We start from the raw sequence: 21087 nt of genomic DNA on the forward strand, positions 1-21087 counted from the left end.
CAGTATTCCTTTCTAAAGGATTAAAAGTAACTAACAATACCAGCCACAGCTTCTCTTTGAGTGCGATAATTATTTACAGCAGCACTAGTATCTTCATAACCTATAGCTATACCACATAAAAGAGTATAATCATCAAACCCTGTTAATTCTTTTTTGACTATATCAGGATAATGACCTAAAGAAGCTTGTGGGCATGTCGCTAATCCTAAATCAGTAGCAGCTAAGAGAATCGACTGTATTAGCATCCCACAATCCATATAGCCACTAATTCCAGTATTTGGATATTTAAAGATGAACATTGCCGTTGGTGAATTAAAAGAAACATAGTTCTTTTTCCATTGTTCGATACGTTGTTGTTTATCTTCTCTAGCTATACCTAGAGCATTGTATAAATCATGTCCACACTTAAAAGCACGCTCTTTAAGCTCGCCTTCTAGTGGAATATTGCCATTGTAGTCATATTCCATTCTAGGCTTTTCATTATTATTGCAGGCTGCTAGAATTTTATTCATAAGGTCTATTTTCTTTTGTCCACTAACTACGGCAATTTGCCATGGTTGAGTGTTTTTACTAGAAGGTGTCCACCTTGCAGCATCAAAGAGTTGTTGTAGCTTTTCTTGAGCGATCGGTTTATCTAAGAATTGCCTAACACATTTGCGGGTTTTTAGTGCTTGTAGAGTTTGCATAATTTCACCAACTATAAGTTTATCACGTGTAATTTATTTTAACTTTTAAAGTATACTCTACTTTGTTTAACTTCAAAAAGTCAAATCTTTAGCTAGCTAATCAACAATGCTAACTTAACTTAGTATATATAGAGTTGACAAAGAAAATACTTCTTTGTATATTTGATCTTTCCCTTTTCTACAAATTATTAGTAAAAAGGGTTAATATCGAAGTTTAAAAAAGGAGGTAAATATGAAGTTAGCACAGGTATTTACAAAAAGAATCTCTTTAGCTAAAACTCTTAGTCAGAGGCCGCAAGGTCTTAAATGCTTGATAAAGAGCCATGCTGAAGAAAAGAAAATTAAAAAATAATTTTTATTCTAAAAAGGCTATATAATAATTCCTAAACGCTAAAGAAGGAGAATAAGAAAGTGTTTACGAAGAAGTTGGCTTTTACTTATTTTATTACAGTTATATTAATTTTTAACTCTGGTTGGATTGATAGTGTTGTTTTGTATAACTCTTTTGGTGCCAGTGTCGCGGTGATGTCTGGAAACTTAAGAATTTTGGGCCATAGTATAGCCGGTTCTGATTGGATGTTTATGTATAAAGTAGCGATACTTATTTTTGGTTTCGTTGTCGGTGCTGCTATAAATGGGGTTATCATGAAAACTGATACCTATATGATATCAGAAGATCATACTAAGACATTAGTTTTACAAAGTGCAGTGATGCTTACAGGTACTTTATTAATTGATATTTTTAATAATCACCGTGTTATTGATGATTTATTTTTAGCGGTTGCTATGGGAATGCAAAATAGTTTTACAACGCTATTTTTTGGAGGTTTTGCCCGTACAACACATATGACTGGGACTACTACTGATTTGGGTATTGAGATAGGGAGGGTGTTACGTGGTAATACAGATAATCTTTGGAAAATACCTTTTTTTGCCATATGTATGACAATGTTTGTGATAGGTAATGCAGCTGGTGTCATTTGGGTTCAGATTTCGGGAGAGTATTTTACATTAATGTTATTCCCTTCAGTAATATTACCGATATTTGTCGGTATTGTGATTTTACTAACCTACAATATGAAAGTTAAAAATCACAAACTCTAATTAAGAGTTGGCAATAGTTCAAAAGAGCTTAAGATTTGTAAAGCAATTATAATAATAGCGATACTTACAATAACTAAGGTTATCATAGAGGTACTGATAAAAGCTTTATGCTTACGATAGTTAATAACCCATAGCATTATAACTGGTAACGCCACTTGAAGTGTAGCAACGAATATACTGGCATATCCTAAAGCAGCCTTAAAACCATCAGGGTATGTAATCGCATAAATATATGCCGGCAAGAAAGTTATTATAAATGCAAGTATTTTATGTTTATGGATGTTCTTAGAAATTTTATAAGTGCTGCGGTTAAAATCAAATAGCCCTAAAGCTACACCTAGAAAAGATGTTGCTAAAGCAAAGAAACCAAATAAAAAGGATATTGTCGAAATATAACTAGAACTAGTGCTAAAGTGGTCGATTATCACCGAGGTGATCTCACCAGAATGTTTGCCAAGAATACCAGATGGTGTAGCAACTGGCAATGAGCCAAGAGTCACAAAAATCCATAATAAATACACCACTAATGGTATAGAGCTACCCATTATAATAGCTTGGCGTAAAGATCTCCGATTCGAACCTAAATAAGTTCTAAGAGTAGGGATTATATGGTGAAAGCCAAATGAGGTTAGTAGTATTGGAAAGGCAGCCCAAATAAAATATGGATTTTTGATTTGGTAGCTAAGATAATCTAGCGAAACATGAGGTATAAGTATAGCAACTAATAATAGAAATGCCAAAAGTTTGCCAGAAAACATAATTTTATTAATATGATCAACAATTCTAGTATTGATATATATAAAAACACCAAGGGTGAGGATAAAAATAACACTAGTAGTTTTTTCAGATAAAGTAATCCCAAGGCTGCTAAGAGTTGTCGAGATCAGTGAGCCACCGCCAACAGTATAAGCAGCTACAAGTGAATAAAGCAGTAGCACATAGCAAATCCAAACAATAACAACACCAATAGGTCCGAGAGTCTGACTTGTCATTTCGACAAAATTGGCACCATCATTCATTTTTAAATTAACTTCTGCTAACACTAAAGCTGTGAAAGTCATCAATGCCCAAATGCAAATAATCAGTATAGAGCCGATAAAAAAACCGCAGCTAGCTACAGTTGCGGGGATTGCTAACATTCCAGCACCAATACAAGTGCCAGATATAATCAACGCTGCACCAAATTTTCTTGATAAAATCATATTAATTTTTTGTTAAAGTTGGAGTTTAAAATCTCAACTTTATATTTTAAAGCTTATAATATAGTTATTATAGCGTATATAAAATTGTTATTTCATATAAAATGGACATTAAGAAAGATAAAATTAAGCAAGCTCTTGCTGAACTAAATATTCAAGCAAATGATATTCAAATCACCCAATGGCTAGACTATCTCAAGCTACTAGAGAAATGGAATAAAGTCTATAATATGACGGCTATTAAAAATATTGATGATATGTTGGTTAAGCATTTATTTGATAGTTTAACTGTTGCTAAGTATATCAAAGGTAACTCAACAATTGACGTTGGTACAGGAGGAGGCTTACCTGGTGTTGTCTTAGCTATACTATATCCACGACATCATTTTACCCTGGTTGATAGTGTCGGTAAGAAAATTATCTTTCTTAAAAATGTCAAAAAAACTCTTGGACTAGCTAATATTGAGCCATTAAACTCAAGAGTTGAGAATCTAGAAGGTAGTTTTGATAATATTATTTCGCGAGCATTTAGTTCAGTAGATACATTCTATGAATTATGTAAACACTTTCTGACCGATGCTAATCAAATGTTGGCAATGAAAGGCCCTGATCTAGAAGAGCAGAATTTAGCAACTTTGCCTTTAGCTATACAAAAGTATAGTATCAAAGTTCCTTTTTTGGATGCAGAGAGAAACCTTATTGTAATGAGAAGAAAATAATGATTGATAAAGAATTTATCCAAAACTCATATACTAATATTATACAAAACATAGACTCTAAAGCTGGGCTTTTGGCTGTTAGTAAATATCAGTCTATCGAGAAAATAAAGTATCTGGCGAGCCTTGGGCAGTTAGATTTTGGTGAGAATTATTTTCAAGAGTTAGAGCAAAAGGCTCAGCAGTTACCAGATTTGAGATGGCATTTTATTGGTTCGCTACAATCGCGTAAGATAAAGCATATAGTCAAGTATGTTGATTCAATTCAAAGTGTAGAAAAGCAAGAACAACTTGAAAAAATTGATAATGCAGCGCGACAGCTAGCTAAAACAGTAGATGTTTTTTTACAGGTAAATATAGATGATGATATCAATAAATCTGGTTTTAAATCGACGCAGTTAGAAGAAGTTGTCGAAACTGTAGTTAAAGCTAAGAGTTTTAGAAACCTAAAGGTAGTTGGATTAATGTGTATCCCTGCAAAATCAAATTTTCCAGATAAGAGTTTTGCAAAAATGAAGAGTTTTTTTGATACTGTCAACTCTAGTTTAACCCATGAGCTAAAATTATCTAGGCTATCAATGGGAATGAGTGCAGACTATAAATTAGCAATACAGTATGGTAGCACTGATGTTAGGGTTGGTAGTAGTTTATTTGGAGCAAGGAGTGCTTAATTTATCATTCTATTTATAAGCTTAGCAAATATCTTCTTATATATTTCATTGATTACTAATACTATACATACAGCTATCAATGTTTCAAAAGTTCTATCTAGTGCGATTGTGTAAGGTACTGTTGGAGATAAGGTTATTATCTCCCAACTGATAATCATACATGATACAAAAAAAGCCAATATTAAATAATATGATATAGAACAATTTACTAGGAAAAAAAGAACTAGTAGTAGGAAAATTTGTAGGTGGTAATGATTTTTTAAGAGTGTCAAGAGTATAGCAACTACTATAGGACCTAGAATGTTGGCAATACCTCTTTTAATTGCAGTAGCTTTTACTCTCTCGTAAGAGTAGCCAAGAACTAGAACTATAGTCATCATAATCCACCAAGGATTAGTATTCGGTAGATACATAGTCATGATTTTGGTTACGAAATATCCTATGGCAAGAGAAACTAGTGCAATAAGCATCACATGATGATATTTATCTTGAACTTTTTCTCGCTCAGGATATGGTTGATCTCTGTATAGTAGAATATTTATTAAGGCATAATAAAGCACTAGTAGAATAATTATTATTGTAGCAGAAGCTATTATGACACTTAAGCTTATATGACTATGTCCAAAAGTACTCGAGATATATCCGATAAAACAAAATTTTGTGAGTTTCTCAGGCATTAGTTTAAACTTTGTTGGTAGATAAAAAGTTAAAGCGCCGATGATAAATGTACAGTATGGTACTAGCATTGGCAATTGTGATACAGTTGTTCCGATAATTATACATATATTTATAGAGATAACTGTGAATAGAATATATATGTAGCTTTTCCTATATACTCCATGAATTGGGGCAGCACATAATGCTGCAATTCCAACTAAACTAAAAACAAAAATCTTGGGTAAAATTATATAGCTTAAAAGACCGATTAATCCTATTAATAGAGTTAATAAAAAAGATTCTATAATTATTTTTTCACGGACTATTAATTTTAATGTTGCTTTTGACTTCATAGCTACTATCTTGTCTAAAAAAATAATATAAGGATAATTGATAAGATAAAAGATATAAAGCTATTATCTCAATGATGTGAATATTTGACTATTCATGACTAAATTTACAAATTCTTTGACTTTAGGTTGCACAAATTTGTTTTTCTGGTAATAGATAAATATATCCTGTTGCTCTAGAAATTCATCTCTTAAGAGCTCTACAAGAGTTCCAGTTTGTATTTCTTTTTTTACTATATACTCATGAAATTGTGCGATTCCAAAACCACCTAATACACACTCTTTTATAAATTCAATATTATTTGCTGTTAGCTTAGAGGAGAGCATATGCAGTTTTATCTTATTTTCTTTAATATTGACTAGAGGAGTAGCTCTAGATTTATGGGGGATATAATTGTGATTGGCTAGATCTGTTAGGTTCTTAGGTTTACCATTTTGCTTTAGGTAAGCTGGACTGGCACATAAAATATATCTTGTCGTAGCTATCTTGCGTGCAACTATATCCTCTGGCGGTGTCCAATTAACACCGAGAATTATATCAGTCTCTTGTGTTCTAAAGTCTGGCATTTTCTCTTCAATATTTACTTCTATACGGACTTTTGTGAACTCTTTTGAATACTTTTGTATAAGATCTAGCAGAATATTTTTAGCAAAGAATGATGAGGTAGTTATTTTGAGAATTCCAGATGGTTGTTTATGGAAAGACTCAGCTAAATCGCGAATATTGTCAATTTCATTTTGTAATGTTTTGCAATAGTTAAACAAAAGTCTACCCTCATGAGTTAGAGACAATGAGCGAGTTGTTCTATTAAGTAAGTCGACTTTTAGCTCTTTTTCTAATTGCTTAACAGTATGACTCACCGCAGCTTTTGTAATCCCTAGTGCTTTTGCAGTATTAGTAAAACTACCATACATTACTAGCTGATAAAATGTTTCAAATAAATTTATAGAGATGTTTTTATGTTTTTTCATTGTCAAATAAATCTAAACTTATGTCAATATATAGTGATATTGTAAAATATATTTTTTGATTTACCATGGCTTATACTTAAATTTTCTCAAAAAAGGATTAACAATGAAAACTTATAAAATCATACTTTTACTAGCATATATAAGCATAGCTAGTGCATCAGCTGTAATTATAAATCCAGCTTTACCGCATATTGCTAGTGAGCTTAGTCTTTCTTCAGGAACAGTTGAATGGTTGGTAAGTATATTTTTGTTAGGTTATGTGCTTGGGCAAATAATCTATGGACCAATTGCTAAACGCTATGGTGATGTCGTAACTTTAAGGTTAGGTTTGCTGATTAATTTAATTGGTATACTAGTTTGCTTGCTTGGAGGAAATTTGCTAAGTATGTCTGTTCTAGTGATTGGACGCTTTATTACAGCATTAGGGTCATCTGCTGGACTTGTATGTACTTTTATTATTTTAAATAATTCTGTGGAGCCAAACGGAGCAAAAACAGCATTATCGTTTGCAACAATATCATTTGCGTTATCAATAAGCTTAGCTGTTTTAATTGGTGGTGTTATAACTACATATACGCACTGGAATTATTGCTTTTATGTACTTTTAGTACATGGAATAATCATGCTTGGCTGTAGTTTGTTATATCGAAATACTAAGGATGTTAGCTATGTGTTGAATATTAGCAATATACTTAATAGCTATAAGCAAGCGCTTAGTAATACAAAGTTGCTAGTTTTTGCTCTCACAATAGGTGTGATGACAGTTTTTAGCTATTGTTACGCAACTTCTAGTCCTTTTATAACAAGCCAGCTATTTGGCTTTAGTAGTGCTGAATATGGTTTGTGGAATACTATGACTATCATCGGTATTGTTACAGGATCTTTGATAGTTGCTAAGGTAGTAAATAAATATAGTAGTGAAAGCATTTTGATTATAGCACTAGTTACAATGTTGAGTTTGCTTATATTACTAGCTGTATTACAGCTTGCTGGAGCTGTTACCCCGCTTAGGTTTTTTGTGTTGATGACATTATTGTACTTTGTAAGCAATTTTATATACCCTACAGCTTCGCATTTGGCTTCTAATGCTATTGAATGTCGCGCTAATGCATCTAGTGCAATGAATTTTGTTAATATGTTAACTGGAGTAGTAAGTGTTTCTATCATGGGATATTTGCCCTTAGAGTATATTTGGAGCTTTATTGTAGTGTGTATAGTTTTACCTCTAATATGCTTAGTATTGATAGCTAGAATTCGACTACAAAGATAAAATTGCATCTATTATCTAGCTATCAAAAATCTAATATAGTAAAATTTTCTTAAGAGATAAGCTTAGAGAAAACAATGACTTCTTTAGACAAAATCAATAGTTATTTTGAAAGTAGTATTCAGGCTAAAATAGAAACTGCTAATGCATTACCACCAGCTATAGCACAGGCTGCAAAGGCGATGGTTTCTTGCCTAGAAAATGGTGGTAAGATTCTAGTCTGTGGTAATGGCGGCTCCGGAGTTATCGCTCAGCATTTTACTTCTAAACTATTAAATCACTTTGAGATGGAGCGACCTCCTCTTCCAGCAATAGCTTTGACAGGAGATGTTGCAACTATCACAGCTGTTGGCAATCACTATGGCTTTGCACAAGTTTTTGCAAAGCAAGTAGCCGCTTTAGGTAATGAGGATGATATTTTGCTAGTTATCACAACTAGTGGCGATTCTGAAAATATCCTTAGCGCTGTTGAAGAAGCACATGATCTGGAAATGAAAGTAATAGCGCTAACCGGTGGTAGTGGTGGTAGGCTTCAGAGTATGTACAATGCCGATGATATTGAGCTAAGAGTACCATCAGATAGTATGGCAAATATTCAAGAAAATCATTTTCTCATAGTTCACTGTTTGTGTGATATTATCGATCAAAAATTATTTGCAGGCTTAGAAGATTAGTAAAATGATGTTTAAATTAATAACCAAAAACCTAAGTGTACTAATAGCTATACTTAGTTTATCTGCGTGTGGGGTTATTGAACCATATACAGCTCCTGTGCCACAAGGCAAGCAAATAAAAGATAAGAAGCTTTTTGAAGTTAAACCAAATATGACAAAAGGTGAAGTTACTTATATTCTAGGCTCCCCAGATATTATAGATACTTTTAATCCTAATCAATATATTTACATAAACACTTATAAGAAAAGTATGCAAGATACTCAGTTTAGTGAGTCAAAACTAATATTAACCTTTAATAATCAAGATAGACTAGTAGGTATCTCTGGTAACTATGCACCACCAACTAAAGATCCTGTATTTTAGAATTTATAATAACTATTGTAAGTACGATAACATCCTAAAAATAGGATAAAATTTGGCAAAATTACTAATTAAGCAGCTGTTGCAAGAGCTTTGATTTTAGCACTTAAACGAGACTTATGTCTAGCAGCTTTGTTCTTGTGGATTAGTCCTTTTGCAGCGTACTTATCTAGTATAGGAACAATTTTAGCAAAGTTTTCTTTCGCTGCTTCAAGATCACCTTTTTCAATTGCGTAAGCTGTTTTCTTTAAGAAAGTTCTCATCATTGAACGACGCGCAACATTATGTTGACGATTTCTTTCAGCTTGAATAATTCTCTTTTTTGCTTGTTTTGAGTTAGCCAATTTAATTCTCCAGTTTTAATTTTTTAACTTTTTATAGTCCTAAGTTTCTCTAGGGGATACGCGAGAAACACAAATATATAAATTAATAGCTAAAGTATTTTGCATATATTGTACATTTTTGTCAATAATATTTGTAATATAATTGACTAATAATTGGTTATTTAAATATCACAATCACTACATTTTAAAGTTATTTTGTAGCATAATAGGTATCTAGATTTATCAAATAAACAAATACTTTTCTAGTAGTAACAAGAGCTTAATATATGAAAAATATCAGAAACTTTTCGATAATTGCACATATTGACCATGGAAAATCAACTCTTTCAGACAGATTTATACAAGTCTGTAATGGTCTAAGTGAGCGTGAAATGAAGGAGCAGGTGCTTGATTCTATGGATATAGAAAGAGAGCGTGGGATTACGATTAAAGCCCAGTCTGTGACTCTTGATTATACAGCCAGAGATGGACAAATCTATCAGCTTAATTTTATTGATACGCCGGGGCATGTTGATTTCTCTTATGAAGTATCACGCTCATTAGCTGCTTGTGAAGGAGCCCTACTTGTAGTAGATGCAGCTCAAGGTGTAGAAGCGCAGACAGTAGCAAACTGTTATACAGCGATTGAGCAAAATCTAGAGGTTATACCAATATTAAATAAAATTGACCTACCTTCCGCAGAGCCAGATAGAGTAGCGCAAGAAATTGAAGAAATAATCGGTATCGACGCTACAGATGCGACGACATGTAGTGCAAAAACAGGTATAGGTGTAGAGGATGTTCTAGAAACAATAGTTGCAAAAGTCCCAGCACCACAAGGGAGTGTAGATGATAAGTTACAGGCGTTGATTATCGACTCATGGTTTGACAACTATCTAGGAGTTGTATCTTTAGTTAGAATTAGAAATGGAATCGTCAAAAAAGGCGAGAAAATAAAAGTTATGTCAACGGCAGTTTCTTATCAAGTTGATAGGCTTGGGGTATTTACGCCAAAAATGAAAGATTTAGATCATCTCAAAGCAGGAGAGGTTGGTTTTATTGTTGCTGGAATTAAGGATATTCATGGCGCCCCAGTCGGTGATACGCTAACACATGCACATAATCCAACTGATAAACCCGTACCTGGCTTTAAAAAGGTTCAACCTCAAGTTTATGCTGGGATGTTTACCATAAGCTCAGATGATTATCCTGATTTTAGAGAGGCTCTAGAAAAACTAAGTTTAAATGATGCCTCATTATTTTTTGAACCAGAGGTATCACAAGCTTTAGGTTTTGGCTTTAGATGTGGTTTCTTGGGTATGTTACATATGGAGATTATCCAAGAGAGATTAGAAAGAGAGTATAACCTTGATTTAATTACCTCAGCGCCAACAGTTGTTTATAAAGCTATTAAAAAAGATGGTGAAATTATAGAGGTTGATAATCCATCTAAGTTACCAGAACCAGGAGCAATAGCTGAGATACAAGAGCCGATTGTAAGAGCAAATATTCTCGTGCCAAAAGATTATGTTGGTAGTGTAATTACTATCTGTGTTGAGAAAAGAGGTTCCCAGGTTGATATGAATTATGTTGGGAACCAGGTTTCGATAACTTATGATCTACCAATGATAGAAGTAGTCTCTGATTTCTTTGATACGCTTAAGTCAGTAACCAAAGGCTATGGCTCGCTAGACTATGAATTAATTCGCTATGAGCCTGCAGACATGGTACGCTTAGATGTGCTTATAAATGGTGACAAGGTTGATGCTTTAGCAAGTATTGTGCATAGAGATCAAGCAAAATATAAGGGTAGAGAGCTGGTTGAGCGTCTAAAGGAGCTTATTCCTAGACAAATGTTTGAAGTGGCAATTCAAGCAGCAATCGGCAGCACTATTATCGCTAGAAGCACTGTTAAGGCTTTGCGTAAGAATGTCTTGGCAAAATGTTATGGTGGCGATGTTTCACGTAAGAAAAAACTTTTAGAGAAGCAAAAAGAGGGTAAAAAGAGAATGAAAAATATTGGTTCTGTTGAAATTCCTCAAGAAGCCTTTTTATCCGTACTTAAAAAATAAAACTTATAGATTTATTATGCAAAATAAAAAAGTAATAGTAGGTATATCTGGTGGTGTAGATTCATCAGTTTCGGCTTTGCTCTTGAAACAGCAAGGTTATGATGTCACTGGTGTTTTTATGAAAAACTGGGAAGAAGATGATACCGATGAATTTTGCTCAGCAGAGCAAGATATTGCTGATGCTCAAGCTGTCTGTGACTCTATCGGCATACCTTTTAAAAAGATTAATTTTGCTGCTGAATATTGGGATAATGTTTTTGAGTATTTTCTAACAGAGTATAAAGCTGGTAGAACACCTAACCCTGACATACTTTGCAATAAGGAAATAAAGTTTAAAGCATTTTTAAATTATGTGCATTTATTAGGTGGTGATTATATCGCTACGGGACATTATGCTCGCACAAGATTGGCTAATGATGGTTCAGTACAGTTAGTTAAGGGCTTAGATGATAATAAAGATCAAACATATTTTTTATATACCCTAGGTCAAGAGCAGCTTAAGCAAACTATATTTCCAATTGGTGATATAGAAAAATCTTATGTTCGTGAACTAGCTAGACAAAATAATCTTGTAACTTTTGATAAGAAAGATAGTACTGGAATTTGTTTTATTGGTGAGCGTAAATTTAAAGAATTCTTGTCTAAGTATTTACCTGCTCAAAAGGGTGAAATTCACGACGAAAATGGCATCAAGGTAGGCATGCATGATGGACTGATGTATTATACAATCGGGCAAAGACAAGGGCTAGGTATAGGAGGAGTAAAGGATCGTCCAGAAGTACCATGGTTTGTTGCAAAAAAAGATCTTGAAAATAATGTCTTGGTTGCTGTGCAAGGCCATGATCATCCAATGCTGTTTAAGCAATCACTACAAGCTATAGAGCTAAGTTGGGTAGCAGGAGTAGCTCCTGCAGATAAATTTAGATGTAAGGCAAAAGTTCGTTATAGACAAAAAGATCAAGATTGTGAGGTAGAAGTAAATCATGATAACTCAGTTAAAGTAACTTTTGATCAGCCACAAAGAGCAATCACACCAGGACAGTCAGTAGTCTTTTACACTGATGATGTTTGCCTAGGTGGAGGTGTAATTATTTAAAAATTATTTTACTTTTTTATTTATTGTCACTTGCTAGAGTTGTTTTTGGAATAGCGGTAGTAATTAACTTGTGTAGCTGTAGTAACTTTTGTAGGAATTCCTATGCTACTACCACTTGTTAGAGTAGCTTTTTTGACTTCGCGTTGTTCATCTGCTTTTGTTATTAGATCTTTATCTAGTGCTGCAACACTGCTTGCAACCTCTTGATGAGTATAGCCAGTATCTTTTTTACTGTTGTCAACAACATCTTTTAGATAGTCGTCAACTTTCTTTTTGACATTTGTTTGGTTACTGATAACATCTCTTTGCATAAACTGGGCTTCATGGACAGTGTCGATAGTCATGTGTGTATATAAGTACTCTGGATCAACAATGAAAGGTCTAAGCTCGGTACTATACTCTTTCTCTAAACCAGGAAAACCAACGGTATATGCAACTTTTATACGCTTGTTACCATCTTTATCAGTAACAACCATTGCTACAAGATTTGAATCTATTTCATACTCTTTTCTAACAAGATGGTATTGCTGTTTTCTATCAAGGACAATTTGTCGAATAGGAGTTGCATATACTTTTTTAGTTTTAATCGGTTTATTAACTGTGGTAATACCAGCTTTTTGTAGCTCTTCAATAGCGGAGCTCCCGTAGTTACCTTTAGCGAGTCGAAGGTCTATTTCTATCATCTTAGCTAAAACATATTCTCTAAATTCGCGCGCTTGTTTTAATGTGAATGCAAGGCAAGTGCCGGTATCATCCTTCTGGAAACAACCATTTCTCTTATCAATTAGCACGAAAAGTTTTTGTGTCTTATCATAATATAGTTGATAATCAGGTGAGTTTTCGCCATGACCTAAATAAACAAACTCGTCATTTGATAGCATGCCACATGATGCTATAATTATGCTCATTAGTAATATTAAAGAGGTTTTTTTGAATATATTGCGCATACTAAATTCCCTGATTTGACAATAATTACAGGACATAATTTTTGCGTAATGCTGCTAAAAAGTAAAGCCTTGATTATATAAAACAATCAAAAATCACCTCTTAGCATTTTCCTGCAGCAGTTTTTTATACTTTTTTTCTATCATCTTGCGTTTTAGTGAACCAAGGTGATCAAAAAAGGTTATACCATTAAGGTGATCTATCTCATGTTGGATACAACGCGCTAGAAAGCCATCTTTTTCAACTTCAATTTCAGCACCAAATTCATTAAGTGCCTTTATCTTGATTGTAGTGGCCCTATTTACTTTTGCAGAAACACCGGGGAATGAAAGACAGCCTTCTTCATCAATTATTTTGCCACTTTTCTCAATTATTTCAGGGTTGATGATAGTAATTATTTCAGGGTTTTGCTCTTCTAAATTATCATACATAATGAAGAATCTTTTTTTGATACCAACTTGTATCGCTGCAAGTCCGACACCACCAGCTTCGAGCATTAGTTCACGCATCTCAGCTATGGTTGCACGAAAATCATCAGTGATTTCCTCTTTTGTTACTTCTTTAGCAACCTCTTTAAGTATAGGGTGAGGATACTGTAGTATTTCTAAAGACATATTTATACTCCTTGTTCTAATATATCTTTTTTTATCTTTGCCATAGTTAGAGCAGCTTGGACAGAGTATTTACCCTTATGGCCTTTTTTGCCACCAACTCTTTCTAAGGCTTGCTCTTTATTATGGGTAGTTAATATACCAAAAATTACTGGCAAATTATATTGATGCATAACTTTTTGTGTGCCATAGCTTACTTGATCACAAACATAATCATAGTGGTCTGTCTCGCCACGGATTACACAGCCTAGTAGTACTATTGCATCAAACTCTTTAGTTTCTGCTAGTAGTTTTGCTGCATATGGAAGTTCAACTGCACCAGGGACTTTTTTGATACAAATTTGACTATCTTTTAAGCCTTGAACGTACGCCTCTTCTAGAGCACCTTCAAGCATTTTATCTGTTATTAAAGAATTAAATTCACTTACAACGATTGCTAGTTTTCTCATAATTTATGCCTATATTCCTTTAATTGTATGTTTCATTTTATCTTTTTTAGTCATTAAATAACTTTTGTTGTGAGAGTTGACAAAAGCTTCACAAGCTACAGCTTCTGCTTGTATTCCAACTGTTTCAAGAGCTGCGATTTTTTTTGGATTATTAGATATAAGTCTACAATTATCGACTTTGTTATATTTTAGAACTTGGATAGCAAGATCATATTTGCGTGCATCGATAGGCAAACCTAAAGCAACATTTGCTTCGATTGTATCCATATTCTGATGCATTTGAAGATTATACGCTTTAAGTTTATTTGCTAAACCAATGCCACGACCTTCTTGATCTAGGTATATTAGATAGCCACCTTCTTCGCTTACCATTTGCATAGCTTTTCTTAGTTGAGCTTGGCAATCACAACGTAAAGAGCCAAATAAATCACCAGTTATACACGAAGAATGCATTCTTACTAGCGGCTTTTTACTCTCATAAGCTTTAGAAAGTACAACTACTTCTTCACCATTGAATTTATCTCTATAGACAGTCATTTCAAGCTCACCAACATGGTCAAAAGGGATAATAGAGCTAGCAGCTTTTTCAATTAAGATTTCTGTAGCCAGACGATATTGGTAGAGTTCAGCAATCGTTAAAAGAGGTAGATCATACTTTTTAGCAAATGCTTCTAACTGAGGAGCTTTCATCATAGTGCCGTCTTTATTCATAAGCTCGCAAAGTACCCCAACACTATTAAAACCACTGAGGTTCATAAGATCAACAGTTGCCTCCGTATGACCGTTACGTCCTAGTACGCCTTTATCATTAGCTATGAGTGGAAAAATATGTCCAGGTCGAGCAAGATCATCAGCTTTAGCATTTGCATCTGAAGCTACTTGGATCGTGTGAGCTCTGTCTTTTGCAGATACTCCGGTAGTTACACCTTCTTTGGCTTCTATTGTTACAGTAAATGGTGTGGCGAAGGTACTATTGTTTTTATCAGCAGCTACCATTGGTGTTAAGTTTAGTTGTTGAGCTTTTTTTGAGTCCATTGCCAAACAAATAATGCCACTGGTGTGCTCAAGCATAAAAGCGATATTTGCTTCTGTGGTTTTTTCACCTGGTAGAATTAGATCGCCTTCATTTTCTCTATCATAATCATCAAGTACAACTACAGGTTTACCTTGCTTAAGGGCTTGTATTGCGTTCTCAACGTTGTGTTTTATTTGCTTAAACATTTTCTTTAAATCCTTGTATATATTTATAGATGTATTTACCTGTTGCATCAGCCTCAAGATTTACTATAGAACCGTTAGTATAGTTTTTTGCTATAGTAACCTCAATAGTATGTGGTATTAGAGTCACTGTGAATGAATCCTTAAAAATATTTACTACAGTTATACTCATACCATCTATAGTTACAAAGCCTTTTGTAACTAAGTATTTTAGAAATTCTTTAGAAGCAAAGATTTCAATAAACCATGCACCACCAACATCTTGAATATGTTTGATCTGTCCTGTCTCATCAACGTGACCTTGTACCATATGTCCGCCAACATGATCACCATAGCGCATTGCAAGTTCAATGTTTACTTGGTGATTTTCTTTTAGAGCATCAAGGTTAGTTTTTTTAAGAGTCTCTGGTACAGCATCGAAATTTGCTGTTAAATTTTGCTTATTAATTTGTGTAACCGTAAGACAAGTGCCATTAACTGCGACACTATCACCGATGTTACATAGAAGACTATTATCAAATTTTATGCAAAAAGTTTTTAGATTATCTGTTATTGTTATTTTTTTAATCGTTCCTAGTTGTTGAACTATGCCACTAAACATTCGAATTTTCCTTAAAACAAGAGTTTATTATTACATCACTGCTTAGAGAGACTTGATTGAATCTTAGCTGCTGTTTGGAGTTATAACCAGCTATTATTACTGGAGCTAAGTATGTGTAAAACTCATTAACAAGCTTTTGATTAATAAAACTATGTAGAGTTTTGTTACCTCCCTCAACAAGAAGGCTAGTTATACCCATGTTACCCAGCTTCTCAAGCAGGCTACCTAAACAAACCTGATCTCGGCTTTGTGGTAATAACCAGTATTCAATGCCAAGCTGATTAAGCTTAGCTGCTACTTGCGCTGAGATCTTTGCGCAAACGAAAATTGTCTTTGCATGATTTTGATCTAAAACTTGCCATTGATGATTTATCGCTGTTAGATGATTAAATAGTATAAATCTTGTGGGGTTTTTTATTTTGTTGATACTTATTCTTACATCAAGCCTTGGATTATCATCAATTAATGTTTGCTTACCAATTAGAATTGCATCACAAATATTGCGTAACTGGTGAGTGTGTACAAATGCCTGGTGTGAGCTTATCTTTTTTGAATCATTACCATTAACAGCTATTTTACCATCTAAAGACATCGCCCATTTTGCATAAACAAAAGGTTTTTTAGTTTTTTGATAGTGAAAAAATATTTTATTTAACTCTTGGGCTTGTTTCTCTAGCAAACCGACCTCAACGGCTATGCCGGCATTTCTAAGCTTATCGACACCCTTTCCAGCAACTTTTGGGTTTGGATCTAAAGTGGCAATAATTACTTTTTTTATACCGGCATTGATAATAGCATCTGTGCAAGGACCTGTTCTGCCTTTGTGACAACAAGGTTCAAGCGTTACATACATAGTAGAGTTTCTAGCTTGTATACCAGCTTTTGCTATGGCATATATTTCTGCATGCGCCTTACCAGCCATTGCATGCCAGCCTTCTGATACTATAGCCCCATTTTTTACTACTATGCAACCAACCATCGGATTAGGCGATACTGTGAGTCTACCTCTATTAGCTAGGGTGAGTGCTTGTTGCATATAATATTTATCAAAATTTTTCATTTGCCCGTCTAATTTTGCTTACATTTAGGGCAGTTCGAGAGAAGAAGTATTACTACAAAAAATACATAGACTATAAAAACTGTGTTTATAGTCCAAAATAATAGCTTAGTGATATTTTCCTCAATCTTCTTTCATCCAGACTATAACTGTCGGCTTTGGATTCTCACCAAATCTGCTTGTCCTTTCTAGGTTGTTAAGAAAGCGCTCGCGGGCTTCTGCTAAAAGTAGTTACCGCCGGTAGGGAATTTCGCCCTGCCCTGAAGATCTATGTGATGTAAGTATACCAATATAAAGGCTAAAAATAAATCTATCAAAGCTTTTATACAGGATAAACACATCTAAAAGGCTGTTGGATTAATATTTATTGTCATTCTCACCCAGGTGGGAATCTCTTAAATAGGTATAGAGATCTCCGTGTCAAGCACGAAGATGACTGTGTTTTTTTAGGTTTGAACAAGTATTAAATCAATAGTCTTTAGTAAGGTTTAATACGATTTAGAGATACTAATCTTAGCAACAATCATTGAACAAATAAAACGCTTCAACAGTTACTACAAATTCGTCTCTAAATATTTTGTTTGAGTACAATTTCGTAATTAATTTAAGATGTTCCCTGTACTAATACGTTCTCAAACGGGGCTGTTTCAATTTTTGCGTTAAGATTAGGGTTTACTACGATACACAAGGCAGGAGATTGCCAAGCTTTCTTCGGGTTTCTTTTTTGTGTATCGTTGTCCATTACATTATAAGCATCATTCATAGTCATACTTCTCTAAAAATTGTCTTAGTAATAAAGCACATAATTGAGTGTGCTTGGAGTATAAATATAGTAACAGAAAATATCCACACCAAAAAATCTGAAAGTTGGAAAGTGAATTTCAAAAACTGTTGATTTAAAATATAAGAACAGTATGAGGCTCATAATTTTAACAAAATTTAGTTGATTAATTGATTACTTAAATTAGTACGGTTAGTTTGAGTTAGTTGGGCCATGTTAGGTTTATTTCATTATCAAAACAATTTTTTATTGAAAACGTATTTTTCTACTATTTCGCCACCGATTAAGTGTTTTTGGATAATTTCTTCTAAAACTTCAGCAGTACAAGAGTGGTACCAGACATTATCAGGATGAACTACCGCTATGGGTCCGTTTTGACAGACTCTTAAACAGTATGTTTTTGTTCTATAAATATGCCCATTTTGTGATAAATTTAGTTCTTGGAGCCTCTTTTTCAGATATTCCCATGCTTTTAGAGAAACATCACCAGCACAGCATTTTTGTCTTTGTTGATCACAGCACAAGAAGATATGTTTTTGGATATTGTTTAAGCCTAAGTTTATTGCTTTAGTCTCTAGTGTTACTGCCATTTTATTATCCCTATGTTTAATAGTGTATTTTTTACTAAATAAGATTTAAAATTGATGATGGAATATTAACAAATATGGAGATAAAATGGAAAATAACATTTCCAACGCGACACTAGAAAAATTAGCGCAAGCGTATATTAAGGATATTAAAAGTAAAAGACGTTGGCGTTTTGTCACGCGAACAATAATTGCTTTAATAGTTTTATTGTTGATAGTTCCTGGTTTATTTAGCTCGTCTAAAGAATTAGCCCCACACATAGCTCTGGTAAAAGTTAATGGAGTGATTGCAGAAGATGCTGAAGCTAATGCAGAGAGGATTAACCAAAGCCTTGATGATGCTTATGCAAATAAATTAGTAAAAGGTGTGATTGTCGAGATAAATAGTCCTGGTGGATCGCCTGTACAGTCTGATGAGATTTACGCTCATATGCAATATTTACAACATAAATACCCAAATATTCCTCTGTATACTGTATGTACCGATGTTTGTGCTAGTGGTGGTTATTATATCGCTACTGGAGCCAAAGATATTTATGCTAACAAGATGACAATAGTTGGTTCAATAGGAGTTGTTGGTAGTGGCTTTGGTTTTACAGGGCTTATGGATAAGGTAGGTATTGAGCGTAGAATATATACCTCAGGAGAAAACAAAGATTTTTTAGACCCGTTCTCACCACAAAAGCCAGAGCAGACAGCGCAGTTTAAAAAGCTTCTTGATGAAACACATCAGGTATTTATAGCGGCAGTTGAAAAATCTAGAGGAGATAGATTAAAAGATATATCAATGACTACAACCTTCTCAGGAGAACCTTTTAGTGGTATTCAAGCACAGCAAATGGGCTTAATAGATGGTTTTGCTTCGGTTGATCAACTTAAACGTGAGAAGTTTAATAATATCGCTATTATCGACTATACTAAGCCACTTGACTTTTTAACAGCAGTGTCACAGAAACTAGGTAATAGTGTTTATTATAAGGCTCTCTCACAAACTAGCTTTAGTCTAAAATAAATGTTTTAAGTGTTGAAACACACAATAACCATGATTATAATCGATATGGTATTATGTGTTATAATTAACTAAACAAACAAGGAAGAAGAATTATGAAAAAAACTATACTAGGAGCAATGATTGCTGGTGGTTTAATGGTATCTGCAACTACAGCTATGGCTGGTGGTGTAGGTTTTGCTAATGTGCAGGATATCTTTGAGACTTCACCTCTTGGTAAAGCAAAAGTAACAGCTGATGAGAAAAAACTTAAACCACAAATGGATCAACTTAAGCAAAACATCACTAATTTACAAGAAAAAGTAAATGCTTATACACAAGAAAAAGATGATGTTCAAACAGACGATTCTAAAGGTAATACTAAAGGTGCACAAGCTGCTGACAAAGTAGAAAATCAAGATAAGCAAAAGGCTCAAGCAGACCTTGAGAAAGCTATGAAAGATTACCAAAATCTAATGAATCAAGTCCAAAAAATGGCTTCTGACGATGCTGACGCGTTCAAAGATGCTCTAACTAAAGCAGCTGCGCAAGTTGCTAAAGAAAAGCAGTTAGATGCTGTTTTACCTGCTGAGATGAGCCTATATAATGTTGATAGTATAGATGTTACTAAAGATGTTATAGCTAAGATGCAGTAATTATTTATTAAATAACTTTCAATATATTTTTTCTAAAAACCTTTTAAGTTATTACAGTCAAAAGCTGCTTTTTTTTACATCTAAAGCTATGTATAATCTTAGCTTAGATATAAAAATTAATTAAAAGACAACTACGATTATGGAAAACTTAGGCTATTTTGTATCACAAAACTTATTGTTTTGTTTATCCTTTATCTTATTATTAGCTATTTATATAATTTTTGAGCTGACTCAAACTAAAAAAGCACAATATACTTTATCTGTTGCGGATGCTGTAATCAGTGTTAATAAAGGCAAAGGTGTTTACCTAGATATACGAGATCATGAGGCTTTTAGCAAGGCGCATATTATTGGTGCACAAAATATCCAGTTTGATGAAATAGCACTCAAGCATAATAAGCTCTCTAAATACAAAGCTAAGCCAATAGTTGTATATGGAGATAATGCCGAAAAAGCTATGCAACAGTTGCGTAAGGATGGCTTTGAGCAGGTTTTTGTACTCAAGGGTGGCTTAGCTGCATGGCTACAAGCTAGTTATCCAATTAAATCATTATCAAAGTAAAATTTATAAAAAAATATTAAGGATCATAGCATGGATCAGCAAGCACAACCTCAATTTCAAATTCAAAAAGTATATGTAAAAGATCTTTCTTTTTCTATTCCTAATTCTGATAAGATATGGACTACAAACTGGAAGCCAGAATTGCATACAGATCTAAAAGTCGAAGCTAATAAACTTCCAGAAGAAAATACTTATGAAACAGTTTTAACTCTTGAAATTAAGGTTGAAAATGATGGGATGATTGCTTTTGAAGCAGAAGTTAAGCAGGCAGGTATTTTTACAGTTGCTAATATGCAAGAAGCACAAATTGAGCATGCTAAACAAGCATTTTGTCCAAATATTCTTTATCATTATGCACGTGAAGCACTTTCAGATTTAGTGATTAGTGGTGGCTTTCCGCAGTTATGTTTATCTGCAGTAAATTTTGATGCGATGTATCAAGATTCATTAAAAGAGTCAGCAGACAACAAACAACACTAAGACT

General features: G+C 33.8%; 24 protein-coding genes, 1 pseudogene and 1 riboswitch. Of the genes and pseudogenes, 12 read left to right on the forward strand and 13 right to left on the reverse strand.

The genetic code is table 11. The features are described from left to right. Positions 1-20: 20 nt before the first annotated feature. On the reverse strand, positions 21-686 hold the full coding sequence (locus tag CGC45_RS00320) for a nitroreductase (RefSeq protein WP_071628438.1): 666 nt from the start codon (positions 684-686) through the stop codon (positions 21-23). Between the two features lie 411 nt (positions 687-1097). On the opposite strand from CGC45_RS00320, the gene CGC45_RS00325 reads away from it, so the two are divergent. Continuing rightward, positions 1098-1790: a YoaK family protein gene (locus tag CGC45_RS00325; RefSeq protein WP_071628439.1), complete on the forward strand. Its 693-nt coding sequence runs from the start codon at positions 1098-1100 to the stop codon at positions 1788-1790. On the opposite strand, the gene CGC45_RS00330 is transcribed toward CGC45_RS00325, so the two are convergent. Further along, positions 1787-2992: an amino acid permease gene (locus tag CGC45_RS00330; protein ID WP_071628440.1), complete on the reverse strand. Its 1206-nt coding sequence runs from the start codon at positions 2990-2992 to the stop codon at positions 1787-1789. The genes CGC45_RS00325 and CGC45_RS00330 overlap by 4 nt on opposite strands. 101 nt (positions 2993-3093) lie before the next feature. Between CGC45_RS00330 and rsmG the strand changes: the two genes are divergently transcribed. Both rsmG and CGC45_RS00340 read left to right on the forward strand, forming a co-directional pair. Then, positions 3094-3708, forward strand: coding sequence for a 16S rRNA (guanine(527)-N(7))-methyltransferase RsmG (gene rsmG, locus CGC45_RS00335; RefSeq protein WP_071628441.1), 615 nt, complete (start codon positions 3094-3096; stop codon positions 3706-3708). Then, positions 3708-4376: a YggS family pyridoxal phosphate-dependent enzyme gene (locus CGC45_RS00340; RefSeq protein WP_071628442.1), complete on the forward strand. Its 669-nt coding sequence runs from the start codon at positions 3708-3710 to the stop codon at positions 4374-4376. The genes rsmG and CGC45_RS00340 overlap by 1 nt, the downstream gene beginning before the upstream one ends. On the opposite strand, the gene CGC45_RS00345 is transcribed toward CGC45_RS00340, so the two are convergent. Then, positions 4373-5386: an FUSC family protein gene (locus CGC45_RS00345; protein ID WP_071628443.1), complete on the reverse strand. Its 1014-nt coding sequence runs from the start codon at positions 5384-5386 to the stop codon at positions 4373-4375. The genes CGC45_RS00340 and CGC45_RS00345 overlap by 4 nt on opposite strands. A 63-nt stretch (positions 5387-5449) precedes the next feature. After that, positions 5450-6355, reverse strand: a complete 906-nt coding sequence (locus tag CGC45_RS00350) for a LysR family transcriptional regulator (protein WP_174683407.1) — start codon at positions 6353-6355, stop codon at positions 5450-5452. A 103-nt stretch (positions 6356-6458) separates the two neighbouring features. Between CGC45_RS00350 and CGC45_RS00355 the strand changes: the two genes are divergently transcribed. The 3 genes from CGC45_RS00355 (at position 6459) to CGC45_RS00365 (ending at position 8660) form a co-directional block, all read left to right on the forward strand. Continuing rightward, complete coding sequence (locus CGC45_RS00355; RefSeq protein WP_071628445.1) at positions 6459-7625, forward strand: MFS transporter; 1167 nt, start codon at positions 6459-6461, stop codon at positions 7623-7625. 74 nt (positions 7626-7699) lie between these two features. Next, a complete protein-coding gene (locus tag CGC45_RS00360) occupies positions 7700-8296 on the forward strand; it encodes a D-sedoheptulose-7-phosphate isomerase (protein ID WP_071628446.1) in 597 nt (198 codons plus the stop codon). Positions 8297-8303: 7 nt separating this feature from the next. After that, a complete protein-coding gene (locus CGC45_RS00365) occupies positions 8304-8660 on the forward strand; it encodes an outer membrane protein assembly factor BamE (protein ID WP_084387460.1) in 357 nt (118 codons plus the stop codon). A gap of 68 nt (positions 8661-8728) precedes the next feature. Here CGC45_RS00365 and rpsT read toward each other — a convergent pair whose 3' ends face one another. Continuing rightward, positions 8729-9001, reverse strand: a complete 273-nt coding sequence (gene rpsT, locus CGC45_RS00370) for a 30S ribosomal protein S20 (protein ID WP_071628448.1) — start codon at positions 8999-9001, stop codon at positions 8729-8731. Between the two features lie 266 nt (positions 9002-9267). Between rpsT and lepA the strand changes: the two genes are divergently transcribed. After that, positions 9268-11052, forward strand: a complete 1785-nt coding sequence (lepA, locus tag CGC45_RS00375; RefSeq protein WP_071628449.1) for a translation elongation factor 4 — start codon at positions 9268-9270, stop codon at positions 11050-11052. A 16-nt stretch (positions 11053-11068) separates the two neighbouring features. Beyond that, positions 11069-12148, forward strand: a complete 1080-nt coding sequence (gene mnmA / locus CGC45_RS00380; RefSeq protein ID WP_071628450.1) for a tRNA 2-thiouridine(34) synthase MnmA — start codon at positions 11069-11071, stop codon at positions 12146-12148. Positions 12149-12164: 16 nt separating this feature from the next. On the opposite strand, the pseudogene CGC45_RS00385 reads toward mnmA, so the two are convergent. The 8 genes and pseudogenes from CGC45_RS00385 to CGC45_RS00415 all read right to left on the reverse strand — a co-directional run bounded on the left by CGC45_RS00385 (position 12165) and on the right by CGC45_RS00415 (position 18400). Next, positions 12165-13095: pseudogene (locus tag CGC45_RS00385) on the reverse strand (FTN_0109 family protein). A 93-nt stretch (positions 13096-13188) separates the two neighbouring features. After that, a complete protein-coding gene (gene def, locus CGC45_RS00390; RefSeq protein WP_071628451.1) occupies positions 13189-13707 on the reverse strand; it encodes a peptide deformylase in 519 nt (172 codons plus the stop codon). A 2-nt stretch (positions 13708-13709) separates the two neighbouring features. Continuing rightward, positions 13710-14153, reverse strand: coding sequence for a 6,7-dimethyl-8-ribityllumazine synthase (gene ribH, locus CGC45_RS00395; RefSeq protein WP_071628452.1), 444 nt, complete (start codon positions 14151-14153; stop codon positions 13710-13712). Between the two features lie 9 nt (positions 14154-14162). Further along, positions 14163-15374, reverse strand: coding sequence for a 3,4-dihydroxy-2-butanone-4-phosphate synthase (ribB, locus tag CGC45_RS00400; protein WP_071628453.1), 1212 nt, complete (start codon positions 15372-15374; stop codon positions 14163-14165). Then, positions 15367-15972: a riboflavin synthase gene (locus CGC45_RS00405; RefSeq protein ID WP_071628454.1), complete on the reverse strand. Its 606-nt coding sequence runs from the start codon at positions 15970-15972 to the stop codon at positions 15367-15369. The genes ribB and CGC45_RS00405 overlap by 8 nt, the downstream gene beginning before the upstream one ends. Next, positions 15965-17032, reverse strand: coding sequence for a bifunctional diaminohydroxyphosphoribosylaminopyrimidine deaminase/5-amino-6-(5-phosphoribosylamino)uracil reductase RibD (ribD, locus tag CGC45_RS00410; protein ID WP_071628455.1), 1068 nt, complete (start codon positions 17030-17032; stop codon positions 15965-15967). The genes CGC45_RS00405 and ribD overlap by 8 nt, the downstream gene beginning before the upstream one ends. Positions 17033-17151: 119 nt before the next feature. Further along, positions 17152-17301, reverse strand: a riboswitch (FMN riboswitch). A gap of 332 nt (positions 17302-17633) precedes the next feature. Further along, on the reverse strand, positions 17634-17771 hold the full coding sequence (locus CGC45_RS08970) for a hypothetical protein (protein WP_157092979.1): 138 nt from the start codon (positions 17769-17771) through the stop codon (positions 17634-17636). Positions 17772-18043: 272 nt separating this feature from the next. Next, positions 18044-18400: a (2Fe-2S) ferredoxin domain-containing protein gene (locus CGC45_RS00415; protein ID WP_071628456.1), complete on the reverse strand. Its 357-nt coding sequence runs from the start codon at positions 18398-18400 to the stop codon at positions 18044-18046. A gap of 85 nt (positions 18401-18485) precedes the next feature. Between CGC45_RS00415 and CGC45_RS00420 the strand changes: the two genes are divergently transcribed. The 4 genes from CGC45_RS00420 (at position 18486) to secB (ending at position 21083) form a co-directional block, all read left to right on the forward strand. Beyond that, the gene (locus CGC45_RS00420) at positions 18486-19409 is read left to right on the forward strand and encodes a S49 family peptidase (RefSeq protein ID WP_071628457.1); all 924 of its coding nucleotides are present in this window, start codon (positions 18486-18488) and stop codon (positions 19407-19409) included. A 92-nt stretch (positions 19410-19501) separates the two neighbouring features. Further along, positions 19502-20041, forward strand: coding sequence for an OmpH/Skp family outer membrane protein (locus CGC45_RS00425; RefSeq protein WP_071628458.1), 540 nt, complete (start codon positions 19502-19504; stop codon positions 20039-20041). Between the two features lie 139 nt (positions 20042-20180). Further along, the gene (locus tag CGC45_RS00430) at positions 20181-20603 is read left to right on the forward strand and encodes a rhodanese-like domain-containing protein (RefSeq protein ID WP_071628459.1); all 423 of its coding nucleotides are present in this window, start codon (positions 20181-20183) and stop codon (positions 20601-20603) included. Between the two features lie 30 nt (positions 20604-20633). Continuing rightward, the gene (gene secB, locus CGC45_RS00435; protein ID WP_071628460.1) at positions 20634-21083 is read left to right on the forward strand and encodes a protein-export chaperone SecB; all 450 of its coding nucleotides are present in this window, start codon (positions 20634-20636) and stop codon (positions 21081-21083) included. Positions 21084-21087: the final 4 nt, after the last annotated feature.

This window comes from Francisella opportunistica, assembly GCF_003347135.1.
In the GTDB taxonomy this organism is placed as follows: Bacteria; Pseudomonadota; Gammaproteobacteria; order Francisellales; family Francisellaceae; genus Francisella; species Francisella opportunistica.